The following is a 15,127-nucleotide window of genomic DNA, read 5'->3' as shown; positions in this document are numbered from 1 at the left end:
GGCCCCATGACCATCGCCTGCCTGCTCGCCAACACCCTCACAGCCTGCACACGCGCAAACAAACTCACAGAACCAAACGGACTTACTCCGTGAGCACGGTCGCGGATACCCGCCTGCTGCCGGGAAAAACGGTGCGCGCGCGGATCCTCTCCGAGGTGAGCGCCTATGTGAACCAGGTCGGGCGGATCGGCAAGCTGGTCTCGATCTCGATCGGCAACGTGCCCGAGGTGGCGGTCTATGTGCGCAACCAGGCGCGTGCCGCCAGCGCGGTGGGCGTGCCCTTTGACCAGCAGCTCTGGGACCGGTCGATCAGCCAGGAGGTTTGCCAAAGCCTCATCCGTGAGATGAACGATGACCCGGATGTACTTGGAATCATTCTGCAACGTCCGGTTCCTGATCATATCAACGTGCGCGCCCTTCAGGCCGCGATCCATCCGCTCAAGGATGTCGAGGGGATGAACCCCGCCTCGATCGGCAATATCGTCTATAACGATGTGGCGATGGCGCCCTGCACGGCGGCGGCGGCGGTTGAACTGATCCGCGAGACCGGCCTGACCATGGCCGGGCTCGAAGTGGTGATGGTCGGCCATTCCGAGATCGTGGGCAAGCCGGTGGCGATGATGCTGATGGCCGAGGGCGCCACTGTCACCGTCTGCCACCACATGACCCGCTCGGTCGCGATGCATTCGCGCCGGGCCGATGTGGTGGTGGTGGCGGTGGGCAAGGCGCATCTGATCGGCCCCGACATGATCAAGCCGGGCGCGGTGGTGATCGACATCGGGATCAACCACGTGCCCGGTCCCGACGGCCCGGTCGTGGTCGGCGATGTGCAGACCGACGCGGTCAAGGAAGTGGCGGGCTGGATCACGCCGGTTCCGGGCGGGGTCGGGCTGGTCACCGTGGCGATCCTGCTGCGCAACGCGATCCGCGCCCATCAGCAGCAGCGCGCGGCGGGCTGGATCCGCTGATCGGTCGCCTTACCAGGCGAGATAGCCGATGGCCAGGAAGGCGGCCAGGCAGCCGGCCCATTGCGGCCGGCTCATGCTTTCGCGCAGAAAGGCCCAGGCCAGCACGATGGTGATCAGGCCGAACATGGACGAGGCCACCGCCGCCAGTTGCGGATGATCCAGCACCCCAGCCGAGATCACCGCCAGCAGGGCAACCCCGTCAAGCAGCCCCATCACCACCAGCGGCAGCAGGGCGGCGGCACCCACCCGCAGCGTCTGGCGCCGAATCACGATCAGCGCCAGCAGCAGCACCAGCGCGGTGACCCGCGCCAGCAGCGTGGCGTTCAGCTCTCCATCCAGGGTGGCGGCCAGCTGGCCCAGCTTGAAGGTGGCGGCAAAACCGATGGCGGCGATCAGCGACAGCGCGATGGTCGGCCCCTTGGGCGGGGCCGGGTCGTCGCTGTCACCCGACAGGCCCGCCACCACGCCCACGGCCCCCACGATCACCAGCACCGCCAGCACCTGATCGGCACCGATGGGCGACCCGGCCAGAAAGGCAAAGAGCAGCGAGAGGATCGGATAGGCGCCGATGATCGGCGCGACCAGCCGCACCGGCCCGCGTTCAAAGGCAAAATAGAGGCCGAGGCTCGCCACCAGAAAGGCCAGACCGGAGCCGATCGACAGCCACAGCGCCGCGCCTTGCGGCAGACGCGCACCCTCGGACGCGGCCAGAACCGAGGCCTGAAACGCAAGCCCGGTGGCCAGCACCACCGCCAGCGCCCCCATCAATGGCACGGTGCGGCTGAGATAGCGGATGGTGATGTCATGCAGCCCCCAGCAGAGCGCCGCGATCAGCCCCAGGCCCAGCGCGCTCAAGACCGGCCTCGCTGGGGGGAAATCTGCCTGGAAAGGGTTCGAATGTCTTGCACGGTGGGTCCTCGGGATATATTCTCTTCAATAAAGAAATTTTCCGCTAATGCAAATGATCGGAGTGGCAACGTGCTGGATACCAAATACCCCGAGATCATCTCCGGACCGCCAAAGCCAAGCGCCATCCTGCAACCGCGGGTGTTTTCGCTGCCACCTGGAACCGAACGCTATGTGGTTCCGGGGGCGGGGGCAATCCTGCTTCGGTTGGAAACCGGCGACCGGATCGAGATCGAGAATACCGAGGGTGGCCAGCCCTGCGAGATCGTCTGCGCCGATCCGCTTGGCGGTTTCGATACCGGGCTGATCGGAGCGCGGGCGCAGGGGGCGCCGGGGGGGCTGATGGCGCTGCTCACCTCGGACGATCCCTCGCTGCGGGGCCTGCGGATGGGGATCGAGGCGCGCGGGCTGAACCTGTCGCAGGCGGGCGCGGTGCATCTTTTCGAACACAGCACGCCTGCGGGCACGACCGAAAGCTTTACCGCCAGCCGCGAGGGGATCGTGATCATCGCGGCCCCCGGCGGCATCATGGACTTCGAGGCGCAGGACACCGCCACGCCGCTGACCGTGTTCATCCGCCGCGCGGTGCTGAAAAGCGCGGCCCGGTTCGAGCTGCCCGACCCGCTGGCCGATCCGGTTGCCGATATCCGGGTGCATTCCGCCACTGCCGAGGCCTATTTCGTCAAGGCGGGCGACTATATCCAGATCCTCGATGTGGACGGGCGCCAATGCACTGATTTCCAGTGTTTCGCCGCGCGCAAGCTGGACAAGGGCATTGCCCATGCGCTGGACGTGACCACCACCCGGACACTGATGGGCCATGCCTATCCGATGCCGGGTCTGCACGCGAAATACTATGACCAGGAGATGCAGCCGCTGGTCGAGGTGATCCAGGACACCTGCGGGCGCCACGATGCCTTTGCGCTGGCCTGTGCCGCCAAGTATTACGACGATATCGGCTATCCCGGCCACATCAACTGTTCGGACAATTTCAACGCCGCGCTGGCGCCGCACGGGGTCGCGGGGCGGGCCGGCTGGATGGCGATCAACTTCTTCTTCAATACCGGGCTGGACGATCACGGGGTGATGTATGCCGACGAACCCTGGTCGCGCCCGGGCGACTATGTGCTGCTGCGGGCGCTGACCGATCTGGTCTGTGTCAGCTCGGCCTGTCCCGACGATACCTCGGCCGCCAATGGCTGGAACCCGACCGACATCCATGTCCGCACCTATAGCGGCAAGGAGACCTTTCAACGCGCCGTAGCTTACCGGCCCACCCCCGACGCGGAACCGAAAATGACCAAACAGACAGGCTTTCACGACCGGTTCGCCCGGTTCACCGAGAATTTCATCGAATACAACGGCTTCTGGCTGGCCAATTGCATGTCCAGCGCAGGCCCGATCGAGGAATATCATGCCTGCCGCGAGAAATGCGTGGTGCTTGACCTCAGCGCATTGCGCAAGTTCGAGATCACCGGCCCCGACAGCGAGGCGCTGTGCCAGTATATCTTTACCCGTAACATGAAGACCCTGCCGGTGGGCGGCGTCGTCTATACCGCCATGTGCTATCCCCATGGCGGCATGATCGACGACGGCACCGTGTTCCGCCTGGGCAAGGACAATTTCCGCTGGATCGGCGGCTCGGATTACGGTGGCGAGTGGCTCCGGGAAAAGGCCGCCGAGCTGGGGCTCAAGGTGCTGGTGCGCTCGTCGACCGACATGCAGCACAATATCGCCGTGCAGGGGCCCGAAAGCCGCGAATTGTTGAAAAAGGTGATCTGGACCGCGCCGCATCAGCCCAAGTTCGAAGAGCTCGGCTGGTTCCGCTTTGCCCCCGCCCGGATCGGCGACGATCAGGGCGTGCCGGTGGTGGTCAGCCGCACCGGCTATACCGGCGAACTGGGATACGAGATCTTCTGCCATCCCAAACATGCGGGCGCGGTGTTCGACGCGGTGTGGGAGGCGGGTCAGGCCCATGGCATCCGCCCGATGGGGCTGGAGGCGCTGGACATGGTGCGGATCGAGGCTGGGCTGATCTTTGCCGGCTATGATTTCAGCGACCAGACCGACCCGTTCGAGGCCGGGATCGGCTTTACCGTGCCGCTCAAGTCCAAGCCGGACGATTTCATCGGGCGCGAGGCGCTGATCCGGCGCAAGGAACATCCCGCGCGCATGTTGGTGGGGCTCGATATCGACAGCAATGTCGATGTGGGCCATGGCGATTGCGTGCATATCGGACGGGCCCAGATCGGCGAGGTCACCTCGTCCATGCGTTCGCCCATTCTGGGCAAGAACATCGCGCTGGCCCGGGTCGACGTGGCCCATCACGAGGTCGGCACCAAGGTCGAGATCGGCAAGCTGGACGGGCATCAGAAACGGCTGCCCGCGACCATCGTGCCCTTTGCCCATTACGACCCGCAGAAAACCAGACCCCGCTCTTGACCTTGGTCAAGGCGGGCCGGGGGCACGGCAAGACAGGATAGGCCCATGACATCGGCACTGACATCCATCGGCGGCGAGGACGTGCTGCGCGACCTGGTCGAGACGTTCTACCACCGGATGGAGACCGACCCCGAGGCCTGGCCGCTGCATCGGCTGCATTTTCGCGGCCATGGGCTGAACCATACCCGGCAGGCGCAGTTCGAGTTTCTCAGCGGCTTTCTGGGCGGGCGCGCCTATTACCGCGAGCGGTTCGGCCATATGAACCTGCGCGAGATCCATGCCCATGTGCCGATCCGCGAGGCCGATGCCGAGCTGTGGCTGAAAACCTTTGACGCCGCGCTGGCCGATTGCGGCCTGCGTGGCGAGGTGGTGGACAAGTTCCGCGCCACCCTGCGGCGGGCGGCGCTGATGCTGGTCAATGATGTGCCCGACTGGCGCGAGGAAAGCGACGGCAAGGCGCGCGCCGCCCAGCGGTGCCCCTCGGGCGGCGCCTGAACCGCTCAGCCCAGAAGCAGGAACTGCACATCCGCGACATTGGTGCCGGTGGCGCCCGTCACCAACAGGTCGCCCGACAGGGTCAGGGCGCTGTTGCTGTCATTGCGCGCAAGGAACGTCTCGGGCGCGGCCCCAGCGGCGCGGATGCGGGGCAGGGTGCCCGCATCGACGCAGGCGCCCGCCGCCTCGGTCGGGCCGTCGCGCCCGTCGGTGCCTGCCGACAGGAACAGCCAGGGTTGCGAAAGCGGCGTGTCCTCCATCAGTGCGGCCAGCCGCAGGGCCAGTTCCTGATTGCGCCCGCCAATGCCGCTGCCGCGCACGCGCACGGTGGTCTCGCCGCCCCAGATCAGGGCCTGCGGCCCCTCTTCCTGTGCGGCGCGGGATAGGGCCTCGGCCACGGTCTCGGCGGCCTCGCCCACATCGCCCACCAGCGGCTCGTCGATCACCCGGACCGCGCCAAAGGCGGCCAGCGCCGCCGCCGCCGCCGCCAGGCTCTCGCGATTGCCACCGATCAGGTGATTGCTGGCCTTGGGGAGCGGGGTGGTGGCCTCGGGCTGGCGCAGATGGCGGCGGATGCTGTCGGGCAGCGCGTCGGCGATCCCTTTGCGGTCCAGCAGGTCGCGGATCTCGGCCCGGCTGGCGATCGGGGCCACTGTCGGGCCGCTGGCGATGGCGCGCAGGTCGTCACCGATCACATCGGACAGGATATAGGCGGTGACCGGGGCAGGGGCCGCGTGGCGCAACAGCCCGCCGCCCTTCAATACCGAGACATGCTGGCGCACCGCGTTCACCGCGTTGATATCCAGCCCGCTTTGCAACAGCAGCCGGTTCAGCGCCTGCTTGTCATCCAGCGTGACCCCGTCCGGCGGTGCCGGCAACAGGGCCGAGCCGCCGCCCGAGATCAGCGCCAGCACCACGTCGCGCTCGGTGGTCTCGGCCAATATCTCGCGCAGGCGACGGGCGGCATGGTGGCCGATCTCGTCGGGCACCGGATGCCCGGCGCGGAACACCTCGGCCCCGGCCACCGGCTCCTGGTTCTCGCGATGGGTGACGCAGAGCATCACCCGGGGGCCGGTGATCTGGCCGTGCAGCGCCCGGATCATCGCCGGGGCGGCCTTGCCCAGGGCGACAACAATGGTCTTGCCGTCGCCGCTGGGGCGGGGCAGGCCGGTCCGGCGCAGGCAGTCGGTCAGTGCCAGGCCGGGATCGGCACGGCGCACGGCAGCCCGGAATGCCCGGACCGCCGCGCTTCGCAGGCTTGTCGTGTCAGTTGCCGGCAATTTGGCGGGCCTTTTCCACCAGCACCTCGGCCTGACGGATCGACGCATAGTCGATCAGCCGCCCATCGAGCGAGACCGCGCCCTTGCCCGCCGCCTCGGCCTCGGCCATCGCCTCCAGGATGCGGCGCGCCTTGGTGACCTCGGCTTCCGACGGGCTCATCACCTCGTTGGCCAGCGCGATCTGGCTGGGATGGATGGCCCATTTGCCCTCGCAGCCCAGCACCGCGGCCCGCTTGGCCGCCGCGCGGTATCCGTCGGGGTCCTGGAAATCGCCAAACGGCCCGTCGATCGGGCGCAGCCCGTTGGCGCGGGCGGCGACCACCATGCGGGCCAGGGCATAATGCCACATGTCGCCCCAATGCACCGCGCGGCTGCCATCCTCCAGCGGGTCGGTCAGCACCGAATAGTCCGGGTTCACCCCGCCGATGATCGTGGTGCGCGCCCGGGTCGAAGCGGCGTAATCGGCCACGCCGAAATGCAGGCTCTCGTTGCGTTTCGAGGCGCCCGCGATTTCCGAGACGTTCTGCATGCCCAGCGCGGTTTCGATGATATGTTCGAATCCGATCCGCTTTTTCAGGCCCTTTGCGTCCTCGATCTGGGTCACCATCATGTCGACCGCATAGACATCGGCGGCGGTGCCGACCTTGGGAATCATGATGAGGTCGAGCCGCTCGCCGGCCTGTTCGACCACGTCGACCACGTCGCGATACATGTAATGCGTGTCCAGCCCGTTGATGCGGACCGACATCGTCTTGGTGCCCCAATCGACCTCGTTCAGGGCCTTGATGATGTTCTTGCGCGCTTGCTCCTTTTCGTCGGGCGCGACTGCGTCCTCGAGATCCAGAAAGATGACATCGACATCGGATTGTGCCGCTTTTTCAAACATTTGCGGCTGCGAGCCGGGCACGGCCAGTTCCGAGCGGTTGAGCCGCGCGGGGGCTTGTTCGATGGGGTGGAAGGACATGGAAAAGGACCCTTTTCTTGCGTGTCAGAGGGATGTGTCCCTTTCAGCCATTGGCAAAAATAGATTTCCTGTCAATTAAAAAATTTGCATCCCAGTGTATACCGAATGTGAGGGCAGACCTCTCCCCGCTCAGCCCTTTGCCTGCGAAGAATAGTAGAAAGCGATCGCCTGTGCGCGGTTCTTTACCGACAGTTTGTCGAAGACATTCGACAGGTGGAACTTGACCGTGTTGGTCGAGATGCCCAGCCGTGCGGCCAGCTGTTTGTTGGTCAGCCCCTCGGCCAGCGCCTCGAGCAACAGCCGTTCCTTGCGCGACAGCGTGCTGATCGGATCGGCGCGCAATTCGCGCACGTCGAGAAAGGGAAACACCATCTTGCCCTCGGCAACGTCAAGGCAGGTCTGCACCAGCTTGTCGATCGGCGCCGAGCGCGAGACAAAGGCCGCCGCCCCCACCGCCATGGCGCGGCGCGGCAGGGCCGGGTCATGATCGTGGCCATAGATGACCAAGCGGGGCGCGCGTTCCTGAGCGCGCAGCACCTCGGTCAGCTTTTCCGCCCCCAGCGCCGGCAGGTTCCAGTCGATCACCCCGACCTGGATCGGCACCCGCATCGCCATGCCCAGAAACCCTTCGGCGGTGGCGGTGGTTGCGACCAGAGAGAATCGCGGATCACGCTCGAACACCTCGGACATGGCCGACAGCACCAGCGGATTGCCGTCCCCCAGCATGATTTCGACCCGTGCCATGATTTGCTATCCTTTTGAACGCAATTGTAAAATCAGAATAAACTACCCATTCAGGTAGTGATATTTTCGGCATACACCGGGATACATACCAAAATGGGTAGGATTCTACCCGCCCTATTGGGTGCCCAAAAGCAGGAGTATCGGACGTTTTTTCACCAAACAAGAGATTTTATCACTGTGGGAAACCCGACCGGCCGCCTCTGGCCGACCAATGCCAAGGAGCCCACATGTCCGCTGATACGCTGTTTCCCAAACTCGACATTCCGGCCACCATCGCGGCGGGCCCCGGCCCCGGCAATACCGATGCCCGTGTGCTTGCCGCCTTTAGCGGTGCGGGCCTGGCCGATCACATGCATGGCGACGTGCTGCGCGGCATGGTCGAATGCAAGCTGATGCTGCGCCGGATCTGGGGCACTGACAACATCCACACATTCGGCGTCGCCGGCACCGGCTGGAGCGGGCTGGACGTGATGTTCAGCGCGGTGATGCCGGGCGACAAGGTGGTGGTGTTCACCAACGGCACCTTCTCGGGTATCGACGGGCTGACCGTCCGCATGAAGGCCGCCACCGCCGAGGAACTGGCCGCCAATCCGCTGGATCCGCGCCCTGCATCGGTCGTGATCGTCGATATCCCGCATGGCCAGTCGGTCACCGGCGAGATCGTCGAGACCGCGCTGGCCCAGCACAAGCCGAAATGGGCCGCCATGGCCCATTGGGAGACCGGCTCGGGCCGGATTAACGACATTGCCGGGTTCAGCGCCGCCTGTGAACGCCATGACGTGATGGGCCTGGTGGACGCGGTGTCGTCGCTGGGGGTCGAGGATTTCCGGATCGACGATTTCCCGGGCGTGCATGGCTGGGCCTCCTGCCCGCAAAAGGGCATCTGCTGCCTGCCGCTGACCTATGCGCCGGTGTCCTTCACCGACCGTTACATCGAAACACTGCGCGCCACCGGCACCCGCAGCTTTGTGCATCACCCGATCCTCGAAGCGCGCCACTGGGGCATCATCGACGGCAAGGATGTGGACAAGGGAACCTATCACCGCACCCATTCCGCCTATGCGGTCGCCGCCTTTCACGAGGCGCTGCGCATCACCCTGCAACAGGGTGTGGCCAACCGGGCCAAGGACTATGCCTATCACGAGGCGGCGCTGCGCCGCGCGGTCGAGGCGCTGGGATGCGAGGTCACCTCGAACATGACCTCGCTGGTGGTGCTGAACCTGCCGGGCGACCTGCGCGGTCGCGAGATGGAACTGGTGCAGAACTGCCGCGCCCGCAACTTCGGCATCTGGCCGACCCTGTCGGCGCCGGTACAGGTGCGCATCGGCATCCTGAACCTGCTCAGCCGCGCCGCGGTCACCGATATCGTGACCCGCTTTGCCGAGGCGATCCGCGAATTGGGCGGGGCAGGTGACGAGGCCACCGCTCTGGCCGCGCTGGATGCTCATTACGACAACGCGCTCGCGGCGGAATAACCGCGCGCACCCCCTTTCCATGGTCGAGGAGGAGAGACCTCATGGACATTCACGAATATCAGGCCAAGGAAATCCTGGCGAATTTCGGGGTCGACATTCCCCCCGGCGCGCTGGCCTACAGCCCCGAACAGGCAGCCTATCGCGCCCGCGAGATCGGCGGTGACCGCTGGGTGGTCAAGGCCCAGGTTCACGCCGGGGGCCGCGGCAAGGCGGGCGGCGTCAAGGTCTGTTCCAGCGATGCCGAGATCCAGGAGACCTGCGAGAACCTGTTCGGCCGCAAGCTGGTCACCCATCAGACCGGCCCCGAGGGCAAGGGCATCTATCGCGTCTATGTCGAGGGCGCGGTGCCGATCGAGCGCGAGATCTATCTGGGCTTCGTGCTCGACCGCAGCTCGCAACGAGTGATGATCGTCGCCTCGGCCGAGGGTGGCATGGAGATCGAGGAGATCTCGGCCGAGAAACCCGAGAGCATCGTGCGCGCCACGGTGGAACCGGCGGTGGGTCTGCAGGATTTCCAGTGCCGCCAGATCGCGTTCAAGCTGGGCATCGACCCGGCGCTGACCGCGCGCATGGTGCGCACGCTTCAGGGCTGCTATCAGGCGTTCAGCGAATATGACGCCACCATGGTCGAGATCAACCCGCTGGTGATCACCGGCGACAACCGCATCCTGGCGCTTGATGCCAAGATGACCTTTGACGACAACGCCCTGTTCCGTCACCCCCATATCAGCGAGCTGCGCGACAAGAGCCAGGAAGACCCGCGCGAAAGCCGCGCCGCCGACCGCGGCCTGTCCTATGTCGGGCTCGACGGCAATATCGGCTGCATCGTCAACGGGGCCGGTCTGGCCATGGCGACCATGGATACGATCAAGCTGGCCGGGGGCGAGCCCGCCAACTTTCTCGACATCGGCGGCGGCGCCACGCCCGAACGGGTGGCCAAGGCGTTCCGGCTGGTGATGTCGGACGGCAACGTGCAGGCGGTGCTGGTCAACATCTTTGCCGGGATCAACCGCTGCGACTGGGTCGCCGAGGGCGTCGTGCAGGCGCTGAAAGAGGTGCAGGTCGAAGTACCGGTCATCGTCCGCCTGGCGGGGACCAATGTGGAAGAGGGTCAGAAGATCCTTGCCAAATCCGGCCTGCCGATCATCCGCGCCCGCACCCTGATGGAGGCCGCCGAACGCGCGGTGGGCGCCTGGAAGAACGACCTTACTGAAAACACCATTGTGAGGGCTGTGCAATGAGCATCTTCATCGACAGGGAAACGCCGGTTATCGTGCAGGGCATCACCGGCAAGATGGCGCGCTTTCACACCGCCGACATGATCGCCTATGGCACCAATGTCGTGGGCGGCGTGGTGCCCGGCAAGGGCGGCCAGACGGTCGAGGGCGTGCCGGTCTTCGACACCGTCGAAGAGGCGGTCGAGCGCACCGGCGCCGAGGCGAGCCTGGTTTTCGTGCCGCCGCCCTTTGCCGCCGACAGCATCATGGAAGCCGCCGATGCGGGCATCCGGTATTGCGTCTGCATCACCGACGGCATCCCGGCCCAGGACATGATCCGGGTCAAGCGCTACATGTACCGCTACCCGCGCGAGCGCCGCATGGTGCTGACCGGTCCCAACTGCGCCGGCACCATCAGCCCCGGCAAGGCTCTGCTGGGGATCATGCCCGGCCATATCTATCTGCCCGGTCCGGTGGGCATCATCGGCCGTTCGGGCACGCTGGGTTACGAGGCCGCTGCCCAGCTCAAGGAGCATGGCATCGGTGTTTCGACCTCGGTCGGCATCGGCGGCGACCCGATCAACGGTTCTTCCTTCAAGGACATCCTGCACCGGTTCGAGCAGGATGACGAAACCCAGGTCATCTGCATGATCGGCGAGATCGGCGGCCCGCAAGAGGCCGAGGCCGCGGCCTATATCCGCGACCACGTGTCCAAGCCGGTGATCGCCTATGTGGCTGGCCTGACCGCGCCCAAGGGCCGGACCATGGGCCATGCCGGTGCGATCATCTCGGCCTTTGGCGAAAGCGCCTCGGAAAAGGTCGAGATCCTCACCGCCGCCGGCGTCACCGTGGCGCCCAACCCGGCGGTGATCGGCGACACCATCGCCAAGGTCCTGAAGGAGGCGGCGTGATGAACATGCCGGTTATCATGAACAGCAAGCCCAAGGTTCTGGTCACTCGCCGCTGGCCCGCCGCCGTCGAGGCGCAACTGGCCGAACGGTTCGATACCGAGTTCAACCGGACCGATACCCCCCTGACCAGTGCCGAGTTCCGCTCGGCCCTGGCCCGGTTCGACGCGATCCTGCCCACGGTCACCGACAAGCTGGGGGCCGAGGCGCTGGATGTCAGCGCACCGCAAACCCGGCTGTTGGCCAATTACGGTGTGGGTTACAGCCATATCGACGCCGACGCGGTCCGCACCCATGGCATCACCGTGTCCAACACCCCCGACGTGCTGTCGGAATGCACCGCCGATATCGCCATGACGCTGATGCTGATGGTGGCCCGCCGCGCGGGCGAGGGCGAGCGCGAACTGCGTGCCGGAGAGTGGACCGGCTGGCGCCCGACCCATCTGGTGGGGGCCAAGGTCTCGGGCAAGGTGCTGGGCATCGTCGGCTTCGGCCGCATCGGTCAGGCCATGGCCCAGCGTGCCCATCACGGGTTCGGCATGAAGATCCTGGTGCAGAACCGCTCGGCGGTGCCGCAGGATGTGCTGGACCGCTACGGCGCCACCCAGGTCGAGACGCTCGACGCGATGCTGCCGCAATGCGATTTCGTTTCGCTGCACTGCCCGGGCGGGGCGGCCAACCGGCACCTGATCAACAGCCGCCGGCTGGACCTGATGAAACCCGATGCATTCCTGATCAACACCGCACGTGGCGAGGTGGTGGACGAGCACGCGCTGGCGCAGGCGCTGATGTTCGACTGTATCGGCGGCGCCGCGCTGGACGTCTTCGACGGCGAACCGCGCATCGCGCCGGTCCTGCTCGATTGCGACAATCTGGTGATGCTGCCGCATCTGGGCAGCGCCACCCGCGAAACCCGCGAGGCGATGGGCATGCGGGTGCTCGACAATCTGGTCGACTATTTCGAGGGGCGCGATCCGCGCGACAAGGTGCTGTGATGCAGGCGGCGGCGGAAACCGCGCCCTCTGCGGACGCGACGGTCTATGCCGCCGAGGTGCATGCGCGGCTGCGCTCGGCCTGGATGCGGGTGCTGCGGCGGCGTGCGCCCGCCGTGGCGCGCGCGGTCGAATCCGGGGCCGAACGGTGGGATGAAACGGCCTATGCCGAACATCTTCAGGCCGCGACGATCTGGTTTCACCTGCAACAGATCATGGACGAGAACCTGGCCATCCGCGAGGCGCGACAGGCCGAACGCAGCGGTGCCGCCCGCGACGTGCCGGGCAGTTTTGCCCGCGCGCTTGCGGATGCCGACCCCGATGCCCGGCGCGAGATGCGGCGGCTGTTGGCCGAGGCGAAGCTGTCCGTCGGCCCCACCATCACCGCCCACCCGACCGAGGCCAAGCGGGTCTCGGTCATGGAAATCCACCGGCGCATCTATCGCCATCTGGTACAGTTCGAATCCCGCCGCTGGAGCCCGCAAGAGGAAACCCGGCTGGAACAGCGGCTCGAGATGGAGATCGACCTTCTCTGGCTGACCGGTGAGCTGCGGATGGAGCGCCCGAGTCTGGCGGCGGAAATCGACTGGGGCCTGCAATTCTATCGCACCAGCCTGATCGCGGCGGTGCCCCGGCTGTATGAACGCTATCGCAGCGCGGTCGAGGCCGAGTTCGGCGCGGGCTTTCCCGGCACTGCCTGCCTGAAATTCCATTCCTGGATCGGCGGCGACCGCGACGGCAACCCCAATGTCACCGCCGAGGTGACGCGCATGGCGCTGGAACGCTCGCGCGACATGATGCGCGGCGTCTATGTCGCGGCGCTGGACGAGATCGTGCAGCGGCTGAGCCTGTCGGACCGGCTGGTACCGGTGCCGCCCGCCGAACGCGCGGCTCTGGAGCGGATCGTGACGCGGCGCGCGGATGACCCGGCGGCCTGTGCCCAACGCAACCCCAACGAGCTGTTCCGTCAGGCCGCCGCCGCCATCGCCCAGGCGGTCGCCGCCGGCCGTTACGCCCATGTCGCCGATTTCATCGCCGATCTGGAGACGCTGGACCGGGGGCTGCAAGCCATCGACGCTGGTCTGTTGGCCGATCTGCTGGTGCGGCCGCTGATCTGGCAGGTCAATGTCTTTGGCTTTCGCGCCCATACCCTTGATATCCGTCAGAATTCCGAAGTCGTGACCCGTACGCTGCGCGATCTGTGGCAGGCAACCGGCGAGGCCCCCGAACCGCTTTCGCCTGCCTGGTCCGCGCGGCTGCGGGCCGAACTGGGCAAGCCCGATCTGCCCTATGTGAACCGCGAACGCCTTGGCCCCGAGGCGGCAGAGCTGATGGCCCTGCTGGAGCTGATGCGCGAGATACGCAGCGGCGCCGACCCGCAGGCGATCGGCCCCTTCATCCTGTCGATGACCCGTTCCGCCGATGATCTGCTGGCGGTCTACCTGCTGGCGCGCTATGCGGGTTTTGGCGCCGAGCGCTTGCCGCTCAAGGTGGTGCCGCTGTTTGAGACCATCGAGGATCTGCGCGCCGCCCCCGCCGTCCTGCGCGATGTGCTGGAGGTGCCCGTCGCCGCCCGCAGCCTGCGCGACGGGTCGGGCCAGATCGAGATCATGCTGGGCTATTCCGACAGCAACAAGGATGGCGGATTTGTCTGCTCCACCTGGTCGCTCGACCGGGCGCAGCGGGCGATCACCCGGGCGCTGGCGCGCAGCGGGCTGAAACCCGTCTTCTTTCACGGGCGCGGCGGCTCGGTCAGCCGGGGTGGGGCGCCCACCGAACGCGCGATCGCCGCCCAGCCGCGCGGCACCCTGAACGGCGCGCTGCGCCTGACCGAACAGGGCGAGGTGGTGACCGCCAGATATGCAAATACCGGCACCGCGGCGGCGCAGCTGGAGCTGCTGGCCTCCTCGGTGCTGCGCCACAGCGCCCAGCCCGCCTTCGAGGCGGTCGATCCCGAGGCCGAGGACGTGATGGAGACCCTGTCGAGCCTCAGCCAGACCCGCTATCAGACCCTGCTGCAACACCCGGCCTTTCTGGATTATTTCAATCAGGCCAGCCCGGTGAACGAATTGGCGTTGCTGCGCATCGGCTCGCGTCCGGCGCGGCGGTTCGGGGCGCAGTCTCTGTCCGACCTGCGCGCCATTCCCTGGGTGTTCGCCTGGAGCCAGAACCGCCACATGATCAGCAGCTGGTACGGGTTCGGCAGCGCGGTCGAGGATTTCTGCACCGTGCGCGGCGAGCGCGGCACCGCGCAGCTGCGCAAGCTCTTTGACCGGATGCCGCTGTTCCGGCTGATCGTGGACGAGGTCGAGAAATCGCTGGTTCTGGCCCGGCTCGACATCGCCGAGGATTATGCCGCGCTGGTGGATGACCGGGCCGGGGCCGAGGCGATCTTTAGCCGGGTCGGCGCCGAACATGGGCGCAGCAGCAAGGCCATCGAGATGCTGACCGGGCAGGGGATCGGCGTCAGGTTCCCCAACTTTCTGACGCGGGTCGCGCGCAACGACGGCACGTTGCGCGCCGCCCATGCGGCCCAGATCGGCCTGTTGGGAGCGCTGCGCGCGGACCCGGCGCAAGATCGCCGCATCCGCCTGATGCAAACCATGAACTGTATCTCGGCCGGCCTTGGCTGGACGGGATGACCCCCGCGCAATTTTCAGGAGCTGTCATGAACGCGAGCCACCAGGACCCCGGATTTTTCACAGAGGCGCTTTCGGAGCGTGATCCCGAGCTGTT

At 66.3% G+C, this 15,127-nt stretch carries 12 protein-coding genes and 1 pseudogene; 9 read left to right on the top strand and 4 right to left on the bottom strand.

All coding sequences use genetic code 11. From position 1 onward, the window contains the following. A pseudogene (locus MB818_RS21295) lies at positions 1–93 on the top strand (bifunctional methylenetetrahydrofolate dehydrogenase/methenyltetrahydrofolate cyclohydrolase); the annotation flags it as partial. Further along, complete coding sequence (locus MB818_RS21290) at positions 90–968, top strand: bifunctional 5,10-methylenetetrahydrofolate dehydrogenase/5,10-methenyltetrahydrofolate cyclohydrolase (protein WP_238906382.1); 879 nt, start codon at positions 90–92, stop codon at positions 966–968. The pseudogene MB818_RS21295 and the gene MB818_RS21290, both read left to right, overlap by 4 nt. Before the next feature lie 9 nt (positions 969–977). On the opposite strand, the gene MB818_RS21285 is transcribed toward MB818_RS21290, so the two are convergent. Beyond that, positions 978–1,823 carry an EamA family transporter gene (locus MB818_RS21285; RefSeq protein ID WP_234164057.1) on the bottom strand — a complete coding sequence of 282 codons (846 nt, stop codon included), beginning with the start codon at positions 1,821–1,823 and terminating at the stop codon, positions 978–980. Between the two features lie 123 nt (positions 1,824–1,946). Between MB818_RS21285 and MB818_RS21280 the strand changes: the two genes are divergently transcribed. Both MB818_RS21280 and MB818_RS21275 read left to right on the top strand, forming a co-directional pair. Further along, positions 1,947–4,316: a trimethylamine N-oxide demethylase gene (locus MB818_RS21280; protein WP_234164060.1), complete on the top strand. Its 2,370-nt coding sequence runs from the start codon at positions 1,947–1,949 to the stop codon at positions 4,314–4,316. Positions 4,317–4,361: 45 nt separating this feature from the next. Next, positions 4,362–4,811, top strand: coding sequence for a group II truncated hemoglobin (locus tag MB818_RS21275; protein ID WP_238906380.1), 450 nt, complete (start codon positions 4,362–4,364; stop codon positions 4,809–4,811). Between the two features lie 5 nt (positions 4,812–4,816). On the opposite strand, the gene MB818_RS21270 is transcribed toward MB818_RS21275, so the two are convergent. The 3 genes from MB818_RS21270 to MB818_RS21260 form a co-directional block, all read right to left on the bottom strand. Further along, the gene (locus MB818_RS21270) at positions 4,817–6,139 is read right to left on the bottom strand and encodes a glycerate kinase type-2 family protein (protein WP_369426343.1); all 1,323 of its coding nucleotides are present in this window, start codon (positions 6,137–6,139) and stop codon (positions 4,817–4,819) included. Further along, positions 6,078–7,055: an HpcH/HpaI aldolase/citrate lyase family protein gene (locus MB818_RS21265; protein WP_234140914.1), complete on the bottom strand. Its 978-nt coding sequence runs from the start codon at positions 7,053–7,055 to the stop codon at positions 6,078–6,080. The genes MB818_RS21270 and MB818_RS21265 overlap by 62 nt, the downstream gene beginning before the upstream one ends. 129 nt (positions 7,056–7,184) lie before the next feature. Continuing rightward, positions 7,185–7,799, bottom strand: a complete 615-nt coding sequence (locus MB818_RS21260; RefSeq protein ID WP_238906378.1) for a response regulator transcription factor — start codon at positions 7,797–7,799, stop codon at positions 7,185–7,187. A 227-nt stretch (positions 7,800–8,026) separates the two neighbouring features. On the opposite strand from MB818_RS21260, the gene MB818_RS21255 reads away from it, so the two are divergent. From MB818_RS21255 to MB818_RS21235, 5 genes are read left to right on the top strand one after another with little or no spacing between them, the layout of a single operon-like run. Further along, entirely contained in the window at positions 8,027–9,274 is a 1,248-nt protein-coding gene (locus MB818_RS21255) for a pyridoxal-phosphate-dependent aminotransferase family protein (RefSeq protein ID WP_234164067.1), read from the top strand. A gap of 41 nt (positions 9,275–9,315) precedes the next feature. Further along, complete coding sequence (locus MB818_RS21250) at positions 9,316–10,515, top strand: malate--CoA ligase subunit beta (protein WP_234176667.1); 1,200 nt, start codon at positions 9,316–9,318, stop codon at positions 10,513–10,515. Further along, positions 10,512–11,402 (top strand): succinate--CoA ligase subunit alpha, encoded by an 891-nt coding sequence (gene sucD, locus MB818_RS21245; protein ID WP_234140909.1) that lies wholly within the window; start codon positions 10,512–10,514, stop codon positions 11,400–11,402. The genes MB818_RS21250 and sucD overlap by 4 nt, the downstream gene beginning before the upstream one ends. After that, entirely contained in the window at positions 11,402–12,394 is a 993-nt protein-coding gene (locus tag MB818_RS21240) for a 2-hydroxyacid dehydrogenase (RefSeq protein WP_234140906.1), read from the top strand. Before sucD ends, MB818_RS21240 begins: the two co-directional genes overlap by 1 nt. Continuing rightward, positions 12,394–15,033 carry a phosphoenolpyruvate carboxylase gene (locus tag MB818_RS21235; protein WP_238906376.1) on the top strand — a complete coding sequence of 880 codons (2,640 nt, stop codon included), beginning with the start codon at positions 12,394–12,396 and terminating at the stop codon, positions 15,031–15,033. Before MB818_RS21240 ends, MB818_RS21235 begins: the two co-directional genes overlap by 1 nt. Positions 15,034–15,127: the final 94 nt, after the last annotated feature.

This window comes from Ruegeria alba, assembly GCF_022321465.1.
GTDB classification, from domain to species: Bacteria; Pseudomonadota; Alphaproteobacteria; order Rhodobacterales; family Rhodobacteraceae; genus Ruegeria_B; species Ruegeria_B alba.
This window is presented reverse-complemented; position numbering and strand designations above follow the sequence as displayed.